This is a genomic window from Pantoea cypripedii, from assembly GCF_011395035.1.
Lineage (GTDB): Bacteria > Pseudomonadota > Gammaproteobacteria > Enterobacterales > Enterobacteriaceae > Pantoea > Pantoea cypripedii_A.
On sequence record NZ_CP024769.1, the window covers coordinates 375,999 to 399,085 of the forward strand.

The 23,087-nt window shown below is 54.2% G+C and carries 19 protein-coding genes; 11 read left to right on the plus strand and 8 right to left on the minus strand.

What is annotated here, in order from left to right; all coding sequences use genetic code 11:
• Positions 1–13 precede the first annotated feature (13 nt).
• The 4 genes from CUN67_RS22125 (at position 14) to efeB (ending at position 5,460) form a co-directional block, all read left to right on the plus strand.
• Positions 14–1,033, plus strand: a complete 1,020-nt coding sequence (locus CUN67_RS22125; protein ID WP_208717607.1) for an ABC transporter substrate-binding protein — start codon at positions 14–16, stop codon at positions 1,031–1,033.
• Between the two features lie 320 nt (positions 1,034–1,353).
• Positions 1,354–2,946, plus strand: a complete 1,593-nt coding sequence (gene efeU / locus CUN67_RS22130; protein WP_208717608.1) for an iron uptake transporter permease EfeU — start codon at positions 1,354–1,356, stop codon at positions 2,944–2,946.
• 30 nt (positions 2,947–2,976) lie between these two features.
• Entirely contained in the window at positions 2,977–4,191 is a 1,215-nt protein-coding gene (gene efeO / locus CUN67_RS22135) for an iron uptake system protein EfeO (RefSeq protein ID WP_208717609.1), read from the plus strand.
• A 3-nt stretch (positions 4,192–4,194) separates the two neighbouring features.
• Positions 4,195–5,460: an iron uptake transporter deferrochelatase/peroxidase subunit gene (gene efeB, locus CUN67_RS22140; protein WP_208717610.1), complete on the plus strand. Its 1,266-nt coding sequence runs from the start codon at positions 4,195–4,197 to the stop codon at positions 5,458–5,460.
• 51 nt (positions 5,461–5,511) lie between these two features.
• Here efeB and CUN67_RS22145 read toward each other — a convergent pair whose 3' ends face one another.
• The 6 genes from CUN67_RS22145 to CUN67_RS22170 form a co-directional block, all read right to left on the minus strand.
• Complete coding sequence (locus CUN67_RS22145; protein ID WP_208717611.1) at positions 5,512–5,817, minus strand: DUF1471 domain-containing protein; 306 nt, start codon at positions 5,815–5,817, stop codon at positions 5,512–5,514.
• Positions 5,818–6,135: 318 nt separating this feature from the next.
• On the minus strand, positions 6,136–7,608 hold the full coding sequence (locus CUN67_RS22150) for an efflux transporter outer membrane subunit (RefSeq protein ID WP_208717612.1): 1,473 nt from the start codon (positions 7,606–7,608) through the stop codon (positions 6,136–6,138).
• Positions 7,609–7,619: 11 nt separating this feature from the next.
• Positions 7,620–8,735 carry an ABC transporter permease gene (locus CUN67_RS22155; RefSeq protein WP_208717613.1) on the minus strand — a complete coding sequence of 372 codons (1,116 nt, stop codon included), beginning with the start codon at positions 8,733–8,735 and terminating at the stop codon, positions 7,620–7,622.
• A 5-nt stretch (positions 8,736–8,740) separates the two neighbouring features.
• A complete protein-coding gene (locus CUN67_RS22160) occupies positions 8,741–9,844 on the minus strand; it encodes an ABC transporter permease (RefSeq protein WP_208717614.1) in 1,104 nt (367 codons plus the stop codon).
• Positions 9,841–11,589, minus strand: coding sequence for an ATP-binding cassette domain-containing protein (locus CUN67_RS22165; protein ID WP_208717615.1), 1,749 nt, complete (start codon positions 11,587–11,589; stop codon positions 9,841–9,843). Before CUN67_RS22165 ends, CUN67_RS22160 begins: the two co-directional genes overlap by 4 nt.
• Positions 11,579–12,604, minus strand: coding sequence for an efflux RND transporter periplasmic adaptor subunit (locus CUN67_RS22170; RefSeq protein WP_208717616.1), 1,026 nt, complete (start codon positions 12,602–12,604; stop codon positions 11,579–11,581). The genes CUN67_RS22165 and CUN67_RS22170 overlap by 11 nt, the downstream gene beginning before the upstream one ends.
• 116 nt (positions 12,605–12,720) lie before the next feature.
• On the opposite strand from CUN67_RS22170, the gene CUN67_RS22175 reads away from it, so the two are divergent.
• Complete coding sequence (locus CUN67_RS22175; protein WP_208717617.1) at positions 12,721–13,374, plus strand: TetR/AcrR family transcriptional regulator; 654 nt, start codon at positions 12,721–12,723, stop codon at positions 13,372–13,374.
• Positions 13,375–13,674: 300 nt separating this feature from the next.
• A complete protein-coding gene (gene zinT / locus CUN67_RS22180; protein WP_439332285.1) occupies positions 13,675–14,322 on the plus strand; it encodes a metal-binding protein ZinT in 648 nt (215 codons plus the stop codon).
• Here the strand turns inward: zinT and CUN67_RS22185 are convergent.
• Positions 14,319–15,227 carry an alpha/beta hydrolase gene (locus CUN67_RS22185; RefSeq protein ID WP_208717619.1) on the minus strand — a complete coding sequence of 303 codons (909 nt, stop codon included), beginning with the start codon at positions 15,225–15,227 and terminating at the stop codon, positions 14,319–14,321. The two genes, zinT and CUN67_RS22185, sit on opposite strands and share 4 nt — an antisense overlap.
• Before the next feature lie 291 nt (positions 15,228–15,518).
• Here CUN67_RS22185 and CUN67_RS22190 point away from each other — a divergent pair, with 291 nt between their 5' ends.
• The 4 genes from CUN67_RS22190 to CUN67_RS22205 all read left to right on the plus strand — a co-directional run bounded on the left by CUN67_RS22190 (position 15,519) and on the right by CUN67_RS22205 (position 20,785).
• Positions 15,519–16,085, plus strand: coding sequence for a sugar dehydrogenase complex small subunit (locus tag CUN67_RS22190; RefSeq protein WP_208717620.1), 567 nt, complete (start codon positions 15,519–15,521; stop codon positions 16,083–16,085).
• Between the two features lie 30 nt (positions 16,086–16,115).
• Positions 16,116–17,771, plus strand: a complete 1,656-nt coding sequence (locus tag CUN67_RS22195; protein WP_208717621.1) for a GMC family oxidoreductase — start codon at positions 16,116–16,118, stop codon at positions 17,769–17,771.
• The gene (locus tag CUN67_RS22200) at positions 17,768–19,168 is read left to right on the plus strand and encodes a c-type cytochrome (RefSeq protein ID WP_208717622.1); all 1,401 of its coding nucleotides are present in this window, start codon (positions 17,768–17,770) and stop codon (positions 19,166–19,168) included. The genes CUN67_RS22195 and CUN67_RS22200 overlap by 4 nt, the downstream gene beginning before the upstream one ends.
• A gap of 303 nt (positions 19,169–19,471) precedes the next feature.
• Positions 19,472–20,785: an MFS transporter gene (locus tag CUN67_RS22205; RefSeq protein WP_208717623.1), complete on the plus strand. Its 1,314-nt coding sequence runs from the start codon at positions 19,472–19,474 to the stop codon at positions 20,783–20,785.
• Positions 20,786–20,898: 113 nt separating this feature from the next.
• On the opposite strand, the gene CUN67_RS22210 is transcribed toward CUN67_RS22205, so the two are convergent.
• Positions 20,899–21,699: a MetQ/NlpA family ABC transporter substrate-binding protein gene (locus CUN67_RS22210; protein ID WP_208717624.1), complete on the minus strand. Its 801-nt coding sequence runs from the start codon at positions 21,697–21,699 to the stop codon at positions 20,899–20,901.
• A 237-nt stretch (positions 21,700–21,936) separates the two neighbouring features.
• Between CUN67_RS22210 and CUN67_RS22215 the strand changes: the two genes are divergently transcribed.
• Positions 21,937–23,052, plus strand: coding sequence for a metallophosphoesterase (locus CUN67_RS22215; protein WP_208717625.1), 1,116 nt, complete (start codon positions 21,937–21,939; stop codon positions 23,050–23,052).
• Positions 23,053–23,087 lie beyond the last annotated feature (35 nt).

Consider the following 23,087-nt stretch of genomic DNA (forward strand, 5'->3'; position numbering starts at 1 on the left):
CGGGAACACACCGATGTTGAAACCGATTTGCCGGTTGGCGCTTGCGCTGCCGTTATTGCTGGCCAGCGCCACTACCCTGGCGCAAACCGTGACAGACGATCGTGGTAACCGTGTGGAGATCACCCACCCGGTCAACCATGTCGCTGATGCCTGGTTCGCCCATCATTCGTTAATGATGACGCTGGGGGCGGGTGACCGCATTGTCGCGACGGTAAACCATCCGGCAGATCGGCCGTGGATGTTTAAGGTTCAGCCGTCACTGAACCAGGCTTTACAGGCGCATGGTAAAACCTTCGCCAGTGAAGCACTGGTGGCGCGGCATGTGGATGCGGTCTTTGTTCCGGCCAATGATCCGGATGCCCAGTCCTATCGTCTGGCGGGTATTCCGGTGCTGGAGATGCAGTTCGATGACTTCGATTCGATGAAACGTTCCCTCACCACTACGGCGGCGGTGATTGGCACACCGGAGGCGCAGGCGCGGGCTGTGGCTTATAACCACTATCTGGATCAGCAAATTGCCCGCATTCAGGCTAAAACTCAGGGATTAACCACCAGCCAGCGCCCGACGGTGCTGCATATTCAGTCGCTCCATCCATTGAAAGTGGATGGCCGCAACACGCTGATTGATACCTGGATCAACCTCGCGGGTGGGCGCAATGTGGCTGCGGGGATTGATGGCAATATGAAGCCTGTTTCTCCGGAGGATGTTATTCGCTGGAACCCGGACGTGATTATCATTGGTGCTGGTGCGGGAAATCTGGCGGATTCTGATTACGCAGGTCTTTTCAATAGCGTGAAGGCGGTGCAGAACCATCGCGTCTGGCAGAATCCGGCTGGGGTGTTCCCCTGGGACCGTTATGGTACTGAGGTGGCATTGCAGATTCAGTGGGCTGCCGCGAAGCTCCACCCGGAATTGTTTCCCGCGCTGAATATCAATGAGGCCACGCGCAGCTTTTATCGCCAGTTTTATCAGTACCCGCTAAGCGCTGCCGAGGCCGATCGGATATTGCAGGCGCTGCCGCCAGCCAGCTAACAAATAAAATCCCTGTCATATCAATCTGTTTCCTTTACATATCTCTACAATCGAAAAATAAATTTTGCCAGCTGTGTATTTTTAATACTGAAAACCGCCACACAAGAGCCCCCTGATTAATCAGGGGCTTCCTTAAGGTTAACTTAATGTTGTGATGTTCGTCGTGATGGAATACCAGATAATATCTGGTGAACCATGGATCAATTAGAGTTTTTCCTTTTTTTACTGCGTCGTGAGTAGGGAATATTTATTATTTTCATGTGTAGTGATACTAATAATTATTATCATTACGCTTTTAGCGACTATCTGGAGCACTCTACTTGCTGGCGACGTTCATTATCGCACTGCGCGAAGGCCTCGAAGCTGCATTAATCGTAGGTATTATCGCCGCTTTCTTACGCAAAAATGGCAAACCTCTGACCGCCATGTGGGTGGGCGTGGTCTGTGCCGTCATCCTCTCCCTTGCGGTTGGTTTTGTGCTGAACCTGACCGAAAACGCGTTACCGCAGGCTCGTCAGGAGATGATGGAGTCCATCATCGGTCTGGTAGCTGTGTTCTTTGTCACCGGCATGGTGATGTGGATGAACTCTCACGCCCATAACCTGAAGCGTCAGCTGGAAACCGAAGCCGCAGAGGCGATAACCCGTTCCAGCGCGATGGCCCTCGCCAGCATGGCTTTTTTGTCGGTGTTGAAAGAAGGGTTCGAGACCAGCGTCTTCTTACTGGCAACCTTTTCTGCCTCACAATCGGCAATCTGGGCGGCGGTAGGCGCGGTTCTGGGCTTGCTGGTCGCGATCCTCGTGGGATGGGGGATTTATGCCGGTGGAATTCGTATCAATCTGTCGCGTTTCTTCCGTTTTACCGGGCTGTTCCTGATTCTGGTTGCCGCCGGATTAATTATCTCCGCCTTACGCAGTGCCCATGAAGCGGGCTGGTTGAATGCCGGGCAGCAGCGTGTTGCCGACCTCACCTGGCTGGTGACGCCGGGTACGATTCAGTCTGCCCTGATTACCGGCGTGCTGGGTATTCCGGCCGATCCCCGACTGGTTGAGTTTGCCGGCTGGCTGATTTACATCGTCGCGGTTGCGGGATTGATCTACTGGCCAGCCCATCTGCGACCGGCACCGAAACGCGCAGCACAATTCACCGCCGTGACCGGGGCAGGCCTGGCACTCACCGCCGTGCTGCTGTTTCTGGTGTACCCGGCACCGAATGCCGATATTCCCGATGAAATGCCGCTGGTTAGCCGCACTTCGCAGCAAACCGTGGGCCATATCAGTAGCCAACCTGCCGCGGGCAAGCCACAGTTTGCCGTCACCCTTGAGGGGCTGCCAGCAGCATCGCTCACGGTGCCTGACGATCAGTTAAGCAAGGTCACCACTTCCGGTAAGCAGGAGTGGCAGGCGAATTACAGCTATGAGCCAGCCGATGCCAGCTCGCCACTGACGCTGGACCAGGTAATGGCAGCTTACGGCAACCGCATTCCTGTGGGGTTAAGCCCGGCGCAGCATCCCGGACCTTATCAGGCGAAATGGACGGTGAATTGCAGCGTCGATGCCACCATGATGCGTGGCGTGGTGGTGACCGCAGAATCGCACCCGGCAACCTTTATCACTCTATCAGGCAGTGGCTTACAGTCGCCACGCACCATCAGCGCCCGCGCCCGCAGCGCAGAAGCGGGCTGCGACTGGCAAATCAGCCCGGCGTTTTCGCAGGATATCGAACAACGGTTACGTGATGCGGCGGCTGCGCAGGATGTTTACCACTTCTGGGCCGTTATTTTACCTACGCTTTTTGCCATTCTGGCCTTCACCTGCTTTTTCTCAGCCAGTCGCCAGTTCAGGCGGCTAAAAGGTGTTCGTGCCCGAGGACGCAGCAAACAGGGACTGCTGGACAGTTCAACTCACCAATGATATTGCCTGAAAAACAAACAGGAAGGCACGATGAAGACAAAACCGTTCACCAAAAAATACGCGCTCATTGCGGCAGGGATTTCCGCGGCTCTGCTGCTTTCGGTTGATGCGCAGGCCGCAACGCAGGCACCTGTGAAAAACGGTGTTTCGCAGGTCAATATCACCATGACCAGTGAAGGCGATGGCACCTGCCATATCGACCATACCACCGCGAAAGCGGGTCCGGTCACCTTCACTGTTGTGAACAAAACCGCGACGTCACTGACTGAGCTGGAGCTGCTGAGCGATAACCGTATTCTGGGTGAAAAAGAGAATCTGGCACCGGGCCTGCCTGCGGTGAAATTCACGCTGACACTGGATGGCGGCACCTATCAGATTTATTGCCCCGGCGCGAAGCAGGAGCTGACCAACTTTACCGTGACCGGTAAAAGCGCAGCACCCGCAACCGGTAGCGTAGCAACCTTGCTGGAAGAAGGTACCAAAGGTTACGCGGGGTATGTGAGCGGTGTGGTTGATGCCATGGTTGTGGCAGTTGATCGCCTGAAGGCCGATATCGATGCGGGCGATGTAGAAAAAGCCAAAGCCGATTATGCGAAAGCGCGTCCGTTCTATGAACGTATTGAATCTGACGTCAGTGGCTTCGTGTTACCGGGTTTCAAAGCGACCGATAACGCGGGCAATCTTGACTACCTTGTTGACATGCGCGCGTCCAACATCGATCCGAAAGTGGGCTGGCATGGCTTCCACGCACTGGAGCGTGACCTGTTTGGCAAAGGGGTGATCACTGCGGAAACCAAACAGTTGGCAGCAGAGCTACAAAGCAATGTTGGCAAGCTGGATAAGCAGGTAAAAGCACTGACGTACAAACCTGAAGATCTTGCAAACGGTGCCGCAGACCTGCTGGAAGAAGTCCAGAGCAATAAAATCAGTGGTGAAGAAGAAGCCTTCAGCCATCTCGATCTGATTGATTTTGCAGGTAATATCGAAGGTGCAGAGCAATCATTTGCCTTCCTGAAACCGGGACTGGAAAAAATCGATCCTGAACTGACTAAACAAGTGAGTGAGCAGTTTGCGGCAGTACGCACGCTACTGGATACCTACCGTGACCCAGCGATTCCGGGGGGTTATAAATACTACACCGCCGAACTGAAAGCCTCAGATGGTGCAAAACTGAGTCGTGCTGTGCAGGCGTTGCAGGAACCCTTGTCAAAAATCGCTGAAAAAGTAGCAACCAGCGGAAAATAATCGATGAACGATAAGACAAAACCGGCCAGGGAGGCCGGTAATTTCACCCGACGCGATTTGCTGAAAGGGGCGGTGGCCAGCGCATTGACCATTCCGGCCATCAGCGCGGCGCATGGACAGAATGAAGCGATCCATAACCCAGAGGATCGGGTTGATCTTTCACGTGAGCATGCTTTCTATGGCACTGGCGGGCAGGTGGGCATCGAAACGCCACCGCAGCGTCATATTATGTTTATGACTTTCGATTTAACCTCGAAAAACCCACGTGATTTGCAGGTTTTACTGGCGCGCTGGTCTTCTGCCATTGCACAGATGATGCGTGGCGAAACCATTGGTCAGGTTGAACCCACTCGCACCAGCGGCGTAGGCAATGATACCGGCGAAGCCATGGATTTGGGGCCAGCGTCGTTAACCGTCACCGTAGGTCTGGGGCCGCGCATTTTTAGCGATGATTTGGGCCTGGCAGCTAAGAAACCCGCCCTGATGCGTGAGCTGATTCAACTGCCCAGCGACAATTTCAGCCCGGAACTCACCGGCGGTGATCTCTCTATCCAGGCGTGTGCGGATGACCCGCAGGTGGCTTACCATGCGGTCCGCAACCTGGCGCGTATCGCCAAATCGACGGGTACTGCGGCCACGCGCTGGTCGGTATTGGGCTTTGGTCGCGCTTCGGCGGGGAAAGGGCAATCCACGCCGCGTAATCTGTTTGGTTTCAAAGACGGCACGCGCAATATCACCGAGAAGACCGATTTTAACCGCCATGTGTGGATTAAAGATGACGGTCCAGCCTGGCAGCAACAGGGCACCTACCAGGTGGTGCGGAAGATTCGTATGCACATTGAAAACTGGGACACTGACCGCGTCAGCGACCAAAACAACGTGTTTGGCCGCCATAAACTCTCGGGTGCGCCACTGAGCGGGCACAAAGAGTTCGATCAGCCTGATTTTGAGGTGAAAGATCAGGCGGGGGAACTCGTTATCCCGGCCACTGCGCATATCAGCCTGGCCGCGCATGAGAATAATAAAGGGATCCGCATACTGCGTCGTTCCTACAATTATACCGATGGCCTTAATAATCTAGGCTTGCTGGATGCGGGGCTGCTGTTTATCAGTTATCAGAATGATCCGGCGCACTTTGAAACGCTGCAGGCTAAACTGGGCGCGGCGGACGCGCTTAATGAATATATTTCACATATTGGTTCCGGTATTTTCTTTATTCCACCGGCACCTGCGGAAGGCTCTTATATTGGTGCGGAGTTGTTCAGCTAAATAACCACACATCGCCAGGGGAAGCGTACCTGGCGATGTGCCTCACGCGCGTTAGCCATAAGCCACTTTGTCATTGATATGATACAGCGTTGCGGTGGCAGCCATCACATGCTGTCCATCATTGCCTGGCTGATGAGCATCCACATTGGTGATGTGGTAACCCACAGCGCCCGCTTCAAGTGCCTTTTTCACAAAGGCGTCGTTGAGTTCTTCCATTGATGTCACCCAGCTGACGCTGGTTACGCCCACGGGGTGGATCGACGCAATTTCACGGTGAGATAATCCTGAGCGGACCAGTACCGGATTAATTGTCTTCTCGGTAAAAATAGAAATGATGTCATTCACTAATGCTTTCATATCTGACTCCTCAAACGCTACTGTTAAGCCAGTTATACGTATGGTAATAGGGTTGTTGTCGTTTAATCTTCGTTGATAAAAATCGACGGTTGCGCACGGCAGGTAATCACCACCGTTAGGAATAATAAATACCTTTTAGCCGAATGACTTTTAGCTTTAACTGCTAATTAACACGCAGGTAACTTTCTGCCACAACTCAATTAAAATTGAGCGAGTGCATTTTCAGATGATTACAAATTACATAATTTTGCAATGAATCATCCCTCAATTGACCTTGCCATCACTCTAAATGTTAATTTTCGCCCTGGGAGGAAGTCATTAATGGGGATAATTCCCGGTGGCCCGGTTAACGGCAGCCCAGGCTGTCATTAAATCTCGCTGACTTAATGCCAGTGCCTGCCGTGCCTGAATAGCACTGCGCTGAGTATCGAGCACATCGATAAAATTGATCACACCACCATCATAACGTGCCTTAATCAGGGTCAGCGCCTGTTGTGCGCTCTGTGCGCGCTGTTGTTGTTGCTGGAGTTTTTGCTGTGCCGCCGCGTAGCGGCTCAGTGCATCATCAATTTCCTGCCAGGCTTGCAACACGGTCTTGTGATAATTGATAGCCGCCTGTTGCTGGTCAATTTCACGCAATACGACGGTTGCTTTGCGTCGTCCCCGGTCAAATATGGGCAGATCGAGAGTCGGGCCGACCGACCAGGTGCGGCTGCCCCATTCGGCGAAATTGTTTTCACTGTAAGAATCAAAACCAAGGCGTGCACCGAGCGTGATGCTGGGATAAAGCTCAGCCTCTGCAACCCCGATGCGTGCGGTGGCAGCATGTAAACGCGCTTCCGCAGCACGAATATCCGGACGCGCCTGTGCGACAGCGGAAGGGATGCCCAGTTGCAGGGAAGGTAGCTCCGACGTCGCCGGTGTGGCTGGATTGAAAGCCAGTTGCTGGCGCAGAGCTCCCGGATGTTCACCCAGTAATAACAACAGCTGGTTGATGGCGACAGTTTCCTGCGCCTGCAAATCAATCAGGTTAGCCCGGGTGGCGGCCAGCTCACTTTGCTGTCGTTCCTCAGTGCTATAATCCAATGCGCCACCGGCGGTGCGGGCTTTAATTAGCGTAAGACGTTCATCGAGAGTGTTAACGTCCTGTTTTGCCAGCGCGATTTGTTGCTGAATCGCGCGCAGATTGTAGTAATTATTCACCACATCAGCCACGATACTGAGTCTGGCCAGGTCCAGCATGGCTTGTTGTGCCGATGCATCCGCATTCGAGGCTTCCACTGCCCGTTGTACATGGCCCCACAGATCAATTTCCCACGAAAAATTCAGCCCGGCCTGATACCAGTTATAAGGATCGGCCATCAAATCCACCACCTGATCCGGGTTGGGTAAAATTTCTTTCAACGCACGGGTGGACGGACCATTGCCGCTTTGTTGCTCCCGGCTCACTTTGGCACTGGCAGCGATTTCAGGCACCTGTTGGGCACGGGTAACGCGGTATTGCGCGCGGGCACTGGCGAAATGTAATGCGGCGGTTTTGATATCCGGGCTGGCAGACAGGGCACGATCGACCAAAGCGTTAAGTTGTGGGTCGTTGTAGCGTTTCCACCATTGGCGGTCAGTCATTATCCCCGCATTTGGCATTGCGTGTAGCGAAGCGTCCCCGCTGCGCCATTGGGTCCAGTCCGCCGGAGCGGCAGATTTTGGTTGCCGATAGTCCGGGCCGACGGTACAGCCGCTGAGGCCAATCACGGTCAGCAGTGTCAATAAAGCGCAGTGGCGATTCTTCATAGCAAATCCAGTTAATAAAGTCGGTTACGGAACAACCAGGCCGCGAGGGGCAGTGTGATCACTGCCAGCGCCAGCATGGGAATAAAATCAAACGCGACATCGCTGAAACCCGCACCTTCGAGATAGACCCGCCGTACCAGGTCAATGGCAAAACGCAGCGGATTGGCGTAAGTCAGGATATTGAGTGCGGTGGGCATGGTCTGCACTGGCGTCAGCAGGCCGGAAAGCAGCATCAGGGGCATAATCACCAAAAAGGTATAGAGCATCGCCTGTTGCATGTTGATTGATACCGCAGAGATTGACAGGCCGAGACCCACCGCCGCGATGTTGAAACTCAGCAGGCCGAGATAGAGCAGGGCAATCGATCCATTCATGGGGATTTGGAACCAGAACAGAATGATCAACAAAATCAGCGTGGACTGAATCAGCCCGACCAAAATTGAGGGGAGCGCCTTGCCAATCAACAATTGCATTGGCGTAAAGGGGGTGACCAGCAATTGATCAAAGGTTCCCTGCTCACGCTCACGCGCCACAGATAACGCGGACAGCATCAGCGTCTGAATCATACTCAGGGCGGCGATCAGGGTGGGCATCAGACCCCAACGCGATTCCAGATTAGGGTTATACCAGGCACGGGTTTCCAGCGAAACGGCAGCCTGCTGGCCCATGCTGCGTTGGTTAAAATCGCTCACTACCGCGCTGATATAAGCTGCCGCTGCCCCGGCGGTGGAGGAATTGCGCCCATCGAGAATCATCTGAAGGGGGGATGACTCACCGTTATTGAGTCGGCGTTCGAAATCTGGCGGGAAGACCAGCACCAGCAATGCATCACCCGTTGTCACCACATGATCAATCTGTGATGAGGCGCTGAGGGTCGCAGTGCGGTTAAATACCCCGGTGCCATCGAGATGGGTGAGCAGTGCATTCGATGCCTGGCCACGGCTTTGATCCAGCACCGCGTAGTCCACATGGTTGACATCATAGGTGGCGGCATAACCGAACAGCAGCGCCTGCATCAAAGCCGGGGCGAACAGAATGACCCGATTGGCAGGTTCTTTCAGGATCGCCAACATCTCCTTATGGATAAGAAAGCGAATATGGCGCAGCCAGAGGCTCAACAGGGTCATCGGGATTATCTCAATCGTTTACGCAGTGACATACGCGAAGCGCTAATAAACACCAGGGCAAACACCATCAGAATGCCGCACTCCTTCAGGAACAAGGGCCAGTCATCTCCGGCGAGGAACAGGGTTTTGATGAGCGACATAAAGTGAGTTGCAGGTAGCAACTGGCTGATAATCTGTACCACCAGAGGCAAATTGCGGATGTCAAAAACAAAGCCAGAAAGCATCAGAGCAGGCATAAAACTGGCAATCAGCGCGATCTGGCTGGCGAGGAATTGGCCGGATGCGAACCCGGAAATCGTCAGACCCATTCCCAGCGAGACCAGCAGATAGAGCAGGGAAGCGAAAACGATGGCCCAAAGTGAACCGCGGATCGGAACGTCAAACAGAAAGTGCGCCGCCAACAGGCAGATCAGCAGATCAATTGTGCCGAGCACCACATAAGGTGCGAGTTTGGCGAGGACCAATTCCAGCGGACGCACCGGGGTGACAAACAATGCTTCGAGCGTGCCACGCTCACGTTCACGGGCTATCAGCAATGCGGTGAGAAATGCCCCGACCAGCGTCAGGATCAACACAATTAATCCCGGCACGATGAACCAGGTACTGTTGCCGGATTCATTGAACCACATGCGTTGCTCAATGGTCACTGCGCCTCCGCTGCTCATTGGTGCCTGGCGTGCCAGGGCACCACTGATATAACTTTGCGCTGCTGAGGCGACGCTGGTCGAGGCCCCATTCAGCAACAATTGCAGCCTGCCACGTTGTGCACTCAGCGCGGCGGCGAAATCAGGTGGAATGCGTAAAATGGCGTCAGTGTCGCCACGCCGCAAGGCAAGCTGTGCACTTTGCAGGTCGGGGTATTGCTGCACTGTCAGATAGCGGCTCCCTTCCAGCGCGGTGATCACCGCATGGCTTTGCGGCGTGCGTTGTTCCTGTACCACTGCAATTCTGGCGTTGGATAAATCAAAAGAGATGCCATAGCCAAACAACAGGATTAACACGATGGGTAACAGCAGGCCCACCGCCAGGTTGCTTCTATCGCGCAATAGCTGACGTGTTTCTTTACGTGTCAGTGACAGCAGGCGGCTGATAAAAGAAGAATCGTTCATAGCGGCTTCTCCTGATGAGAGCGACCTTGCTCAACGATGGCGATAAATGCCGCATTCATATCCGCAGCATGGGCTAAACCTGCCTGCTGGCGAACTTCATGGGGTGTGCCAAGCGCCAGCAATTTTCCGGCGTCCTGAATGGCAATGCGGTCGCAATATTCCGCCTCCTCCATAAAATGCGTGGTCACGATCACCGTGATCCCTTTATTAGCCAGCTCTCCGATGGTGTACCAGAACGCGCGCCGCGCCAGTGGATCGATGCCGCTGGTGGGTTCATCAAGAAAGACGATCTCAGGTTCATGTAACAATGCCGCTGCCATCGACAATCGTTGTTTATAGCCACCCGGTAATTCGCCGCTGATGGCATCAGCGGCAAGGTTGAATTGATGCAGGGAAGTGGTGATTTGTTGCGCCAGTCGCTGCCCAAACAGGCCATAGGCACCGCCGAAAAAAGTCAGGTTTTCCTTCACTGTCAGATTGCTGTAGAGCGCAAACTTTTGTGAAACATAACCAATCCGCGCCCGGGCTTTAGCGCGCGCGGTGCGCAGGTTGAGCCCCGCGACTTCCAGTTGCCCGCTACTGGCAGGTAACAATCCACACAACATACGGAAGGTTGTCGTTTTGCCGGCCCCGTTTGGTCCGAGGAGACCGAAAATCTCACCGCGCTTCACATCAAACGAGGTACTGGCAACGGCGGTGAAATCACCAAATTTCCTGACCAGATTCCGCACCACAATCACCGGTTCTGCTGACTGTTGCGGCGCGGGTGAAGCCCTGTCTGCCGTTACTGGTTGTGCGGTTGCCTGTGGTTGTGCCTGATGCAACAGCAACATAAAACCATCTTCCAGGTCGGCTTCCCGTGCTATGGCTTTCACTTCAGGAGGCAGGGCACTTTCGCCACCCGGCTGACAGATAAAACGCACCTTATCCCCTTTAGGGACGGCATCAATTATCTGTTGGCGATTTTCCAGCAGTCGCGCTTGCAGAGTGCGTGCTTTGAGTCCGGCAGGCGGGCTGGCCTGCCATGTCAGGCCGTGTGCTTTGCGCCGTAAGGCATCAGGCGTGCCCTGTGCGAGAATCTTTCCCTGGTACATGACATAAACCTGCGCACAGCGCTCCGCTTCATCCATATAGGCGGTGCTAATGATGACGCTCAGTTGTTCATCGCTTACCAGCTGCTCAATGATTTGCCAGAGGTCACGGCGAGATAAAGGATCGACGCCTACGCTGGGTTCATCCAGCAAGAGCAGATCCGGGGATCGCACCAGCGTGCAGGCCAGACCAAGTTTCTGCTTCATCCCGCCGGATAACTTGCCTGCCGGTCGTGCTGTAAAACGACTGAGATCGGTAATTTTCAGTAGTCGGGCAAAACGTTCCTCCCGGACTTGCTGTGGCACGCCATGGAGATCGGCATAAAGGTCGAGATTCTCTTGTACGCTGAGATCTTCATACAGACCGAAACGTTGTGGCATATAACTGATGCGATTCTGTACTGCTTGCGGATAGGTTGCCACATCGTTCCCCAGTACAGTGAGGTCGCCTGATGTCGGGGCATAAAGTCCGGCGATCAGGCGCAGTAACGTTGTTTTCCCTGCGCCATCGGGGCCAACCAGCGCTGTCAGCTCTCCGGCGCGAATGTTCAGCGTCAGGCCGTCGACGGCCTGTACTGTCGCGTCGGATTTTGCTGAAGCCGCAAAGCTACGCACCAGATTGCGGGCAACCACCACATCCTGCTCAGTTGCCATAATGCTTACCGTGGTCGATGGCGGCGGTATCCAGCGTTACGGTGGCGGGTTGCCCCATGCGCAGCTGGTCATCAGGATCGTTAACCACAATGCGCACTTCATAAACCAGGTTAGTTCGTAGCTCCTCGGTCTGTACTGCCTTAGGCGTGAATTCCGCGACTGAAGAGATAAAACCTACCGTACCGGTTATGGGTTTGTTCGGGAAAGAATCGGTCACGATACGAGCGGTCATGCCTGATCTCACACGACTCAGGTCGCGCTCACTGACCCAGACACGCACCCATTTGGGTTCGCTTAATGCCAGGGTGTATACCGTTTTTTGCGCGCTGGTCATATCGCCCGGTTCCTGCAATCGGGCACGGACCACCGCGTCTGATGGCGCTCGCAACTCGGCTTGCGAGAGGCGATATTGCAGCAAATCGACATCGGACTGGAGTGCGCGTACCTGTGCGACCGAAGCGAGACGTTGTTCGGAACGCACGCCTGCAACCAGCAAGGCCAGGCTGGCCAGCCGTTCTTTGACGCTGGCTTCTGCCACCTGCAGGTTACTGCGGCTCATGTCCTGTTCCTGCTGACTGATCCCTTTACCGTTGGTCGATGCGGAGATGCGCTGTACGCGGCTCAGATCCTCGCGTGCTTTTGCCAGTTGCGCCTGCGCTGAGGCCAGCTGGGCTTTTGCCTGGGCGATCTCCTCGGGACGGGCACCGGCTTGTTGTTCACGGACCGTTTGTTTTTGGGCATCTAATCGTGCCTGAGCCTGTTGTTGCTGGATATTTAAGGCGCTGACGTCGAGGCTGGCCAGTACCTGTCCGGCATGCACGCGATCACCTTCCTCCACCAGCATGCGGTTAATCCGGCCACTGTCTTCAAAAGCCAGCGAAACCTGGCGAATATCCACATTACCGTAGAGGCGGAGCTGATTCGTGTCCTGACTGTTGCGTCCATACAGCCAGACGGCGATCACCACCGCGACAAGTCCAACCGCTCCCAGCGCCGCGATTATTCTTTTATTCATTCGGTAAATTCCTTCTTATGTGCCGTGGTCTCACCTTAGTTTAAATTCAATTTAAACTTAAATTGTGCCAGAATAAAGGCAGATTTTTAAAAATAATGATCAGGCGGATCCAGAGAATGAACAGAGCGCGTCGTAGCGATGGTGACATTACCCGGGAAAGAATTTTAACTGCGGCAGGAGAACTCATCGCGAATCAGGGGCTTGCCAACACCACCAATAAACAAATCGCCAGTACGGCAGGGGTCGATCTTGCTGCCATCAACTATCATTTTGGCGGCAGAGAAGGGTTGTATTTGGCGGTGCTGTCATTGGCACATCAGCATTATCTTGATGGCAACAAACTGGCGGCGTTGGCAAATAGTGAGTTGCCGCCTGAAGAGAAACTGTCGCTATTTCTGGAAGCGTTTATTACCAAACTCAGCGAAGGCAATGGCTGGCACGGTCGCGTTTTTGCCCGTGAATTGCTGGCTCCCTCGGTTCAGTTAGCTGATTTCATCAATAAAGAGGGACTCGGCAAAGTGCAATCGATACGCAAAATCGTCAGTGAAGTGGCGGGAATGTCACCGGATGATCCTGCGCTGTTGCCGTGCATGTTAAGCGTAGTGGCACCTTGCATGATGCTGATGGTGGCAGGCGATCGCATTCCCGGTCCGATACGGGAAATTGTTGCGATGCAACGGCAGGCTTTAACCGAGCATTTCCGTCTATTTTCGCTGGCAGGGCTGCAAGCGATACGTGAGAAACATCAGCATCGTCAGGTGACTGAATAGCCATCAAATCGCGCTTCGCACCATATTATAAATAAGTTGTTAAGCATTGGTTTAATGTGGGTTTGCCTGATGGGAAGTATGTAAATATTTCTCCATGCCACATCATAATAAACATTCTCTACGTCCGATTAGCCCAAAAAGAGTTTGGGCTTTTTTTTGCCATCAAGGGCTTCCCGCCTCGTTCATGTCCCGTTTCTTCCGCCATCACTCCAGCCAGGCATGATGTGTCGTAGCAAACTTTGCGTTACAAAATGTTATGATATAACATATCTCCCTTCATCAAAGGAGAATGCAGTTGTGATGGGTAAATTTAAAAAAATAGCGTTATCTCTGGGACTTATGACCATCAGCCTTCAGGCGTTGTCACATGGCGATCATGCGCATGGCAAACCACTGACCGAGAAAGAACAGCAAGCGGCGGACGGGGTTTTTGCTGATAAGGACGTGCAGGACAGGACGTTGTCGGACTGGGAAGGTGTGTGGCAGTCGGTTTATCCGTTACTGATCAATGGCGACCTCGATCCGGTACTGCGCAAAAAAGTGGAGAAGGACAGCAGCAAAACCTTCGCCAGCGTCAAAGAGTATTACCGCGTAGGCTATGCCACCAATGTGGATACCATTGGAATCGAAAATGGGGTGATGGAGTTCCACATCGGTGATCAATCCAGTTCCTGCCATTACGCCTATGACGGACACAAAATTCTGACCTATGCCTCGGGCAAAAAGGGCGTGCGTTATTTGTTCAGTTGCCAGGATGCTGCCAGTCACGCCCCCAAATATGTTCAGTTCAGCGATCACATTATCAGCCCGCGTAAGTCGTCTCATTTTCATATTTTTATGGGCAACACCTCACAGGAAGCCTTGCTGAAGGAAATGGACAACTGGCCGACCTACTATCCGTGGCAGATGCAAAAGGCTGAGGTGGTGGACGAGATGTTGCATCATTAAGCCTGGCGCGACAGCCACCTTTCATACAGGCCCGGCCACGCCAAAGTGGGCGTGCCGGGCCTTCCCATGCCAAAGCCATGCCCGCCGCGGGTATAACGGTGTAACTCAACGGCCACATGCTGCTGTTGACAGGCCTGCTCCATAATCAGGGTATTTTCAGGGTTTGATACCGGGTCGTCTTCAGCCTGCACCAGAAAGAACGACGGAGAATCGGGACGCACATAATTTTGTACTGACCAGGCCGCATTCTCGGCTGCGGAGGCATGCGGGCCAACCAAAATGCGATGGGTGGACGTGTGGGTGTAGGGTTGTTCAAGGGTGATGATGGGATAAATCAACGCAGCCCGGTCAGCTGTGGCCGGCAGTTGGTCGAGCTCATCCTGTGGGGCATAGGAGGCAAAATCAGGGCGGGTTGCGGCCAGACCGAGAAGATGACCGCCAGCCGAAAATCCCAGTACGCTGACCTGCTTTTCACGTTGCCGCACCATCCGCAGCGCCCGTTGCGCATCCTGCAGCGAGACTCTGTTGCCATCCTTCCATCCTTCGTCCGGCAGACGATAGCTGAGTACATAGGCGGTAATCCCGCGGGCTACCAGCCACTCAGCGGCAGGCCACGCCTCTTTGCCCATCTCAATCCTTTTATAGCCCCCGCCCGCAGCGATCAGCACGGCCTGACCACGCGGAACCGCTGGCCTGATCATCGTCAGGGTGGGGACAGCGATATTACGCTGGGCCCCGGATGTGGAGATGACCAGGCTACCCGCCGGGCCGCCACCTCCGGGCGGTTGTCCCGGCCACAGGGGAATGACCGTGCGTGAAACTGCCGGTGCGGCAAATGCCAGCCTCGTCTGACTCACAACGAAAAAGCTGGCAGTCAGACCCGTAAGAAAGTGGCGACGATTCATAGCAACTCCTTGTTAATGCGGCAGACCTCTATCCCGCCATACAATCCGGGAGAAATGATGAAGTATTCAGCCAGCTGTGTAACAAAATGAATCGACGGGTTCATCGTGGCGATTATTTGTTGTCTGTTTGTTGCGTGAAAATCAACCACATTCACAAACGGTTATCATTTAGTGCTATTCCCCTTGCGAACATGAGGTGTTTTATAAAAACCTGTTAACAGTTTTGAAACTTAACCGGTAGGATGTTACCCGTAACTTTATTGTTCCTTTCGCATTAACATCAGGTAACCCATGAAACGACAAATTCCGGCTGAAACCGTTTCTGTAACCAAAAATGGAACCGGTTCCACCCGCAGAGAATTCCTCTTTGCAACCCTTGGTCTGACGCTCACCAGCGTGGTCGCAACCCTGCCGGGCAGGGCCTTCGCCGCCAGTGTCATCAGTGGCAGCGATGCCGTAAAGCAGTTCATCAGCATCTCCCAGGCCATCACCGAGCATAAGCATCTTGATACGGTGCTGGCCGCGCGTTTTTTTCAGGCATTCAGTCAACGTGATGCGCAGTTTGGCCCGCGTCTGACCCAGCTGGCGCTGCTGCTGCAACACGGTATGACCGCACAGCAGTTGCTTGATCAGGCCGATAAAGCCGGTCTGCACGATTTCCTCTACCAAATCGTTACCGCCTGGTACACCGGTACGGTGGGCGATGACTATCACGGCACCCTGGTCGCCTATAAACAGGCGCTGATGTATCAAACCGTCAGCGATGGCCTGATTGTGCCGACTTATTGCGGTAACGGTCCGATCTGGTGGACCGCACCGATTCCGGATGAGCACAGCAGTCTCATTGACTCGCTATAAATTTCTCTTGCATAAAAAACGACGAAAATCATGAAAAAACCTATTTTTTCTGCGCAGGGTGATGCTACCGCAGACATTGTTATTGTTGGATCCGGAGTGGTGGGCGGCTTGATGGCGAATGAGCTGGTCAGCCAGGGCTATTCCGTACTGGTACTGGAAGCAGGTTTACGTATTGATCGGGCGCAGGCGGTGGAAAACTGGCGCAACATGCCGTTTGCTAACCGTGCTGGCTCCGATTTCCAGGGGTTATATCCGCAGTCAAAATTTGCCCCGGCACCGCTTTATTTCCCACCGAATAACTATGTGAATGTCACCGGCCCGAATGCTGCCAGCTTTCAGCAGGGCTACCTGCGTACCGTTGGCGGCACCACCTGGCACTGGGCGGCATCGTGCTGGCGTCACCATCCCAGCGATTTTGTCATGCAGTCCAAATATGGCGTGGGTCGCGACTGGCCAATCAGCTATGACGAGCTGGAACCCTGGTATTGCCGGGCGGAAAACGAAATCGGCGTGGCAGGCCCAAATAATGTGGCGATGCAATCGCCTGCGGAACGCAGCCAGCCGTATCCGATGGATATGGTGCCTTTCGCCCACGGTGATAATTACTTTGCCAGCGTGGTTAACCCGCATGGTTACAACCTGGTTCCTATCCCTCAGGGACGCAGCACGCGCCCGTGGGAGGGACGTCCTACCTGCTGTGGTAACAATAACTGCCAGCCGATTTGCCCTATCGGGGCGATGTACAACGGTATTCACCATATCGAACGTGCGGAACGGGCCGGTGCGGTGGTGCTGGCCGAAGCGGTGGTTTACAAAATTGATACCGATGGCAATAACCGCGTAACGGCGGTGCACTGGAAAGACAGCTCCGGCGCGTCACATAAAGCCACGGGCAAAGCGTTTGCGCTGGCCTGCAACGGTATTGAAACGCCGCGCCTGCTGTTGATGGCAGCCAACGGCGGTAACCCGAATGGTATCGCCAACGGTTCGGATATGGTGGGACGCAACATGATGGACCACTCCGGCTTCCATTGCTCATTCCTGACTGAAGAACCGGTATGGCTGGGGCGTGGTCCGGCACAGAGCAGCTGCATGGTGGGCTATCGTGATGGCGATTTCCGTCGCGACTACTCCGCTAACAAAATGATTCTGAACAATATCTCGCGCGTGGTTGCCGCAACGCAACAGGCGCTGAAGAAAGGCCTGGTGGGTAAGGCGCTGGATGAGGAAATTCGTTACCGCTCGATCCACAGTGTCGATATCTCCATCAGCCTTGAACCGCTGCCAGACCCGGAAAACCGTCTGACATTAAGCAAAACCCGCAAAGATCCGCACGGTCTGCCTTGCCCGGATATCTATTACGACGTGGGTGATTACGTGCGTAAAGGTGCTGAAGTCTCCCACGCCCAACTGGAACACATCGGCCAGTTGTTTAATGGCAAGGAGTTCAACATCAGCAAAGGGCTGAATGCCAACAACCATATTATGGGCGGCGTGATCATGGGTAAAAGCGGCAAAGACGCGGTGGTGGATGGTAACTGCCGGGCATTCGATCACGAAAACCTGTGGCTGCCGGGTGGCGGGGCGATTCCTTCAGCGAGCGTGGTGAACAGCACCCTGACGATGGCGGCACTGGGTCTGAAAGCCGCACAGGACATCGCCCAGCGAATGAGGACTATGGCATGAAGACGCTAATCGCCACCGGCTTTGCGGCTTTGGTCGCCTTTAGCGCACAGGCCGATTCCCTTGATACCAACCTGCTGAAGCAGGGTGAACAGGTTGCTATCGCGTCAGACTGCCAGGCCTGCCATACCGCACCGGGCAGTAAAACCGCCTTTAGCGGGGGTTATGGTATTGCTTCACCGATGGGGGTGATTTATGCCACCAACATCACGCCAGCCAAAAGTGGTATCGGCGACTATACCGAAGCCCAGTTCTCGGCTGCGGTCCGGCATGGCATACGTGCTGATGGTGCACAACTGTACCCGGCGATGCCTTATACCTCTTACAGCATGATGACCGATGCGGATCTGCATGCCCTGTATTATTACCTGATGCACGGTGTTCCCGCTGTCGAGCAGCATAATCCGCAAACTGACTTGCCGTTCCCGTTCAGCCTGCGTTTTAGTATGCGTTTCTGGAACATGATGTTTGCTAACGACAAAATGTGGCAAAACGATGGCAGCAAAAGTGCGGAATGGAACCGGGGAAATTACCTGGTTAACGGCCTGGCGCACTGTAATACCTGCCATACGCCACGCGGTTTCCTGATGCAGGAGCAGCAGGATCGTCCGCTGGCGGGCGGGCCGTTGGGTAGCTGGTATGCGCCGAATATTACCTCGGACCCGGTAAGCGGTATCGGTGGCTGGAGTGATGACGAGCTGGTGCAATATCTGAAAACTGGTCGTGCGCCGGGTAAAAATCAGGCCGCAGGCGGGATGGCAGAAGCGGTTGAGCACAGCCTGCAATATCTGCCGGAGAGTGATCTGCACGCCATTGCGGTTTACCTGAAAGGGACGGCACCGATTCGTGATGAGGGCGAAACGCAACCGGCATACAGCTGGGGGGCGCCGATGGATGTAGAAAATAGCGTGCGTGGACGTAATCCCAACAATGCTAATCTCTCCCTGACCAACGGCGAAGCGCTATTTAGCGGCAATTGCGCCAGCTGCCACCAGCCCGATGGCTCAGGCAGCGCCAATCAGGCTTATCCCTCGTTGTTCCACAATACCGCCACGGGTATGCGTAATCCGAACAACCTGATTGCCGCTATTCTGTTTGGTGTGCAACGAAATACCGCCGACCATCAGGTGCTGATGCCAGGCTTTAGCTCGCCGTCGTATGTTGATAAGTTGAACGATCAGCAGGTGGCGGATATCAGTAACTTTGTGCTGAAAAACTACGGCAATCCGCATGTTACCGTCACGGCGGAAGATGTTGCCTGGGTACGTAAAGGCGGCCATCCACCGCTGCTTGCGCGCCTGCAACCGCTGATGATGCCGGGTATCATCGGGGGGATTATCCTGGTGCTGGCGGGAATTGCTCTCAGCCGGATTGTGAAACGAAAAGCCAAAAAGGCATAACCTTCATCCAGGCCTGGTTAACCACCAGGCCTGTCTTGTTACAACTCCGTGTTACCACCGCTGTGACTTACTGCAAATATCAGGTTTTACGCCCGCTGGCTTTGCGCGATAAATCGCGCCGCTACAGCCGGTGTGGATGCTAATTACCTGAAGTGATGCATTTTCGCGCATGGTTTCTCTGCCATATCACGCTGTTAGTAACAGCTTTCCTTAACACGATTTGCAGTGATTCAGATCGCAAAAATAATATCCAGACTCTCTTTAATAGATAGCAGAACCACGAATCTAAACGAAGGGGGCATTATGCAGGACCGTATTCCCGGAACACGTTGGTATCGCGTTATTGCGCCGATTTTGATCGTTTGCATCGTCTCCTTCATGGACCGCGTCAATATCAGCTTTGCGCTGCCTGGTGGTATGGACCAGGATCTGGCCATTACCAGCCAGATGGCGGGTATCGTCAGCGGCATTTTCTTTATCGGATATCTGTTTTTGCAGGTGCCGGGTGGCCGGACAGCGGTGAACGGCAGCGGTAAACGTTTTATCGCCTGGTCGCTGGTTGCCTGGACGCTGGTTTCCATCGCCACCGGTTTTGTCACCAACCACTATCAATTGCTGGCGTTGCGCTTTGTGCTGGGCGTATCGGAAGGGGGGATGTTACCCGTGGTTTTAACCATGGTGAGCAACTGGTTCCCCGAGAAAGAGCTGGGTCGTGCCAATGCTTTTGTGATGATGTTTGCTCCGTTAGGTGGCATGTTTACCGCACCGATTTCTGGCTACATCATCAATGTGCTGGACTGGCGCTGGCTGTTTATCATTGAAGGGTTGTTATCGGCGGTGATCCTGCTGATCTGGTGGCTGGTGGTCAGCGATCGCCCGGAAGAAGCGCGTTGGTTGCCCGAGAAGGAAAAGACCTGGCTGCTCAGCCAGCTGGGACGTGAACGTGCGGCAGTGCGCTCTGTCGCGTCGGTGAGTAAAGCACCTTTAAAAGCGGTGTTTCGCAATCCGGGGCTGATGAAGCTGGTGGCGCTGAATTTCTTCTACCAGACCGGGGATTACGGCTACACCCTGTGGTTGCCCAGTATTCTGAAAAACCTGACCGGATCGAACATGGCGGGTATTGGGCTGCTGGCGGCATTGCCCTTTGTCGCGACCATTCTGGGTATCTATGCGATTTCATGGTTAAGCGACCGCACCGGCAAACGTCGTCTGTGGGTGATGGTGTCGCTGTTCTGCTTTGCGGCAGCGCTGCTGGCTTCGGTGATTCTGCACAGCAACGTGGTAGCGGCCTATCTCGCATTGGTGGTCTGTGGTTTCTTCCTGAAGGCCGCCACCAGCCCGTTCTGGTCAATTCCTGGACGCATTGCCGCGCCAGAAGTTGCGGGTAGCGCGCGTGGGGTGATCAATGGCCTCGGTAACCTGGGAGGATTCTGCGGGCCTTATCTGGTCGGGATTATGACCATGCTTTATGGACAGAATGTCGCGGTCTGCTGGCTGGCGGGTTCGCTGGTGGTGGCGGGTTTGCTGACCACCACGTTACCCAAAGCCTGTGACCTGAAGCCGTCAGAAGGGTTGGGGGATATGCAGCAGGATAACCTGGCGACGTATAAACATTAACGACATATTTTGTAGCGGCGCGATTTATCGCGCGCCTTTTGGCCAGGGCGCAGTTGAAAGCAGCGCAATAAATTGCGCTGCTACAAATTTGAGCAAGAGGGACGTCAGCAGTATTACCAGCCTTTAATAATATCGCCTTTATAGATTTCATTGGCTTTATTGAGAACTTCCGGGGACTGGAATGCTTCTTTCAGCTTCTGAATATTCGGACTGTCTTTATTGTCTTCACGCGCCACAATCGCGTTCACATAAGGTGACGCCTTGCCTTCCATAAACATGCCATCGCGCGAAGCGGACAGATTCGCCAGTGCCGCGAAGTTGTTATTAATGATGGAGACGTAAACCTGCGGATCGTCGAGAGTACGCGCCAGCTGCGGGGTATCCACCTCAACAAACTTCAGGTTTTTCGGGTTAGCGGTGATGTCCAGCGTGGTTGGCAACAGGCCCGCTTCCGGTTTCACGCTAATCAGCCCCTGCGCCTGTAACAACAGCAGGCTGCGTCCGAGGGTGGTGGCTTCGTTGGAAATGGTGATGGTTGCGCCATCAGGCAGATCTTTTAATGATTTGATTTTGCGTGAATAGCCTGCGATGGGGAAAACAAAGGTATTGGTGATCACGGCAAAATGATAACCACGTTCTTTTGACTGCATCTCCAGATAGGGCAGGCTCTGGAAGGCGTTGGCATCGACGTCTTTGTTGAACAGCGCTTCGTTAGGCTGGACATAGTCGTTAAAGGCCACCACATCGACATCCAGATGATATTTATCGTGAGCAACCTGCTTCACGGTGTCCCACAGCGCCTGATCTGGTCCGGTGTTGATCGCCACTTTAACACTGTTGTTGCTGTCTTTATTGCAGGCACTGAGCAGCGTCACTGAAGCAGCCAGCAGCACGGAGACTAATTTCTTATTCATAACGAAGTTCCTTTCTAAAAACGGCGCAGCCCAAATGGGGCAGGTGACGCACTATAATCTACATCTGGACGTCTGTACATCCAGATGGAAATCGTTTGCTGAAAATTACAGCGTCATGCTGTGCCATTTTTTCTCAGCCCCCATCCTGACGATTTCGCCAGTTTTGAAAAGCCGCTGACCTGTTTTTCGCCGATAATGGCGTGCCAAAACTTCGCTTAAATTCCAGGGAATCTCACGATGTTTCACCTGATTTTCAGCCTGCCTGGCTGGTATGTCATCGCACGTTTTATCGCTCCCCTGGCGTTGCCGCTGGGTGTGAAGCTCCTTTTCTCCGCCGTGGTGTTGCTTGCCACGCAGTATCTGTTCTTCAGTCGTTTTACCTCCGGCAGCATCATGTCGCCGGAAATGCCGCGTCCGGTGATTATTCTGTTCAACTGGGCGTTCTGCGCGGTGCTGTTTCTCGCCATGCTTCAGGTCGTCATCGACGCAGTAGGGCTGATTGCGCTGCTGGCAGGGCATCCGCTGGTGATTGCGCCGGAAGTACGCTATCTGGCGGGCGGGTTCGCCATGCTGCTGGCGGCGGTGGGGGTGCATCAGGCGATACGTGTCCCCCCGGTGAAAGACGTGGTCTTCAGCATTAAAAACCTGCCTGCTGAATTTGAGGGGTATCAGCTGTTGCAGCTGACGGATCTGCATATCAGCAAACTGTTCAATGGAAAATGGACAGCGAAAATGGTGGAGAAGGCGATGGCGCTGGAGGTGGATCTGATTGTTGTCACCGGCGATGTGATTGATGGCACGCTGAACAATCGCCGTGATGACGTTGCGCCATTGCAGGGACTGAACGCGCCCGATGGGGTGTTTGCCATCACCGGTAACCACGAATATTTTTTTGAGCAGGCGCGCTGGACGGAACATCTCGCCTCGCTGGGGCTGAAGCCCTTGCTTAACAGCCATACGGTGGTGACCCGCGATGATGCCAGCCTGGTGATTGTCGGGGTGACGGATGCATCGGCACCCAACAGAGGCGCACCGGGGCCGGATTTGACTCGTGCATTGTCGGGCGCACCCATCAATGCGCCAGTGGTGTTGCTGGATCATCAACCGCGCAATGCCCGCCAGAATGCGGCGCAAGGGGCGGATGTACAGCTATCCGGCCATACCCACGGTGGCTTAATTGCCGGGTTCGATCGCCTGTTCGCCAAACCCAATGGTGGGTTTGTTTCCGGGCTTTATGCCGTCGAGGGTATGCAGCTTTATGTGAATAACGGGACCGCGCTGTGGCCGGGCATGGCCGTGCGCTTAGGCCGTCCTTCTGAACTGACGCGCATTACGCTCAAACGGGCAAATTAAGCGACGGGGGCGCGCAAGGTGCCCCCATTTTTTAA

Bases quoted from the DNA above. Each gene is read 5' to 3' on its own strand.
- CUN67_RS22145 (WP_208717611.1), bottom strand. From the start codon at position 5,817: ATGAAAGCATTAGTGAATGACATCATTTCTATTTTTACCGAGAAGACA.
- CUN67_RS22210 (WP_208717624.1), bottom strand. From the start codon at position 21,699: ATGAATAAGAAATTAGTCTCCGTGCTGCTGGCTGCTTCAGTGACGCTG.
- CUN67_RS22200 (WP_208717622.1), top strand. From the start codon at position 17,768: ATGAAGACGCTAATCGCCACCGGCTTTGCGGCTTTGGTCGCCTTTAGC.
- efeO (WP_208717609.1), top strand. From the start codon at position 2,977: ATGAAGACAAAACCGTTCACCAAAAAATACGCGCTCATTGCGGCAGGG.
- CUN67_RS22155 (WP_208717613.1), bottom strand. From the start codon at position 8,735: ATGACCCTGTTGAGCCTCTGGCTGCGCCATATTCGCTTTCTTATCCAT.
- CUN67_RS22160 (WP_208717614.1), bottom strand. From the start codon at position 9,844: ATGAACGATTCTTCTTTTATCAGCCGCCTGCTGTCACTGACACGTAAA.
- efeB (WP_208717610.1), top strand. From the start codon at position 4,195: ATGAACGATAAGACAAAACCGGCCAGGGAGGCCGGTAATTTCACCCGA.
- CUN67_RS22195 (WP_208717621.1), top strand. From the start codon at position 16,116: ATGAAAAAACCTATTTTTTCTGCGCAGGGTGATGCTACCGCAGACATT.
- CUN67_RS22190 (WP_208717620.1), top strand. From the start codon at position 15,519: ATGAAACGACAAATTCCGGCTGAAACCGTTTCTGTAACCAAAAATGGA.
- CUN67_RS22185 (WP_208717619.1), bottom strand. From the start codon at position 15,227: ATGAATCGTCGCCACTTTCTTACGGGTCTGACTGCCAGCTTTTTCGTT.
- CUN67_RS22170 (WP_208717616.1), bottom strand. From the start codon at position 12,604: ATGAATAAAAGAATAATCGCGGCGCTGGGAGCGGTTGGACTTGTCGCG.
- CUN67_RS22150 (WP_208717612.1), bottom strand. From the start codon at position 7,608: ATGAAGAATCGCCACTGCGCTTTATTGACACTGCTGACCGTGATTGGC.
- CUN67_RS22175 (WP_208717617.1), top strand. From the start codon at position 12,721: ATGAACAGAGCGCGTCGTAGCGATGGTGACATTACCCGGGAAAGAATT.
- CUN67_RS22165 (WP_208717615.1), bottom strand. From the start codon at position 11,589: ATGGCAACTGAGCAGGATGTGGTGGTTGCCCGCAATCTGGTGCGTAGC.
- CUN67_RS22215 (WP_208717625.1), top strand. From the start codon at position 21,937: ATGTTTCACCTGATTTTCAGCCTGCCTGGCTGGTATGTCATCGCACGT.
- CUN67_RS22205 (WP_208717623.1), top strand. From the start codon at position 19,472: ATGCAGGACCGTATTCCCGGAACACGTTGGTATCGCGTTATTGCGCCG.
- CUN67_RS22125 (WP_208717607.1), top strand. From the start codon at position 14: ATGTTGAAACCGATTTGCCGGTTGGCGCTTGCGCTGCCGTTATTGCTG.
- zinT (WP_439332285.1), top strand. From the start codon at position 13,675: ATGGGTAAATTTAAAAAAATAGCGTTATCTCTGGGACTTATGACCATC.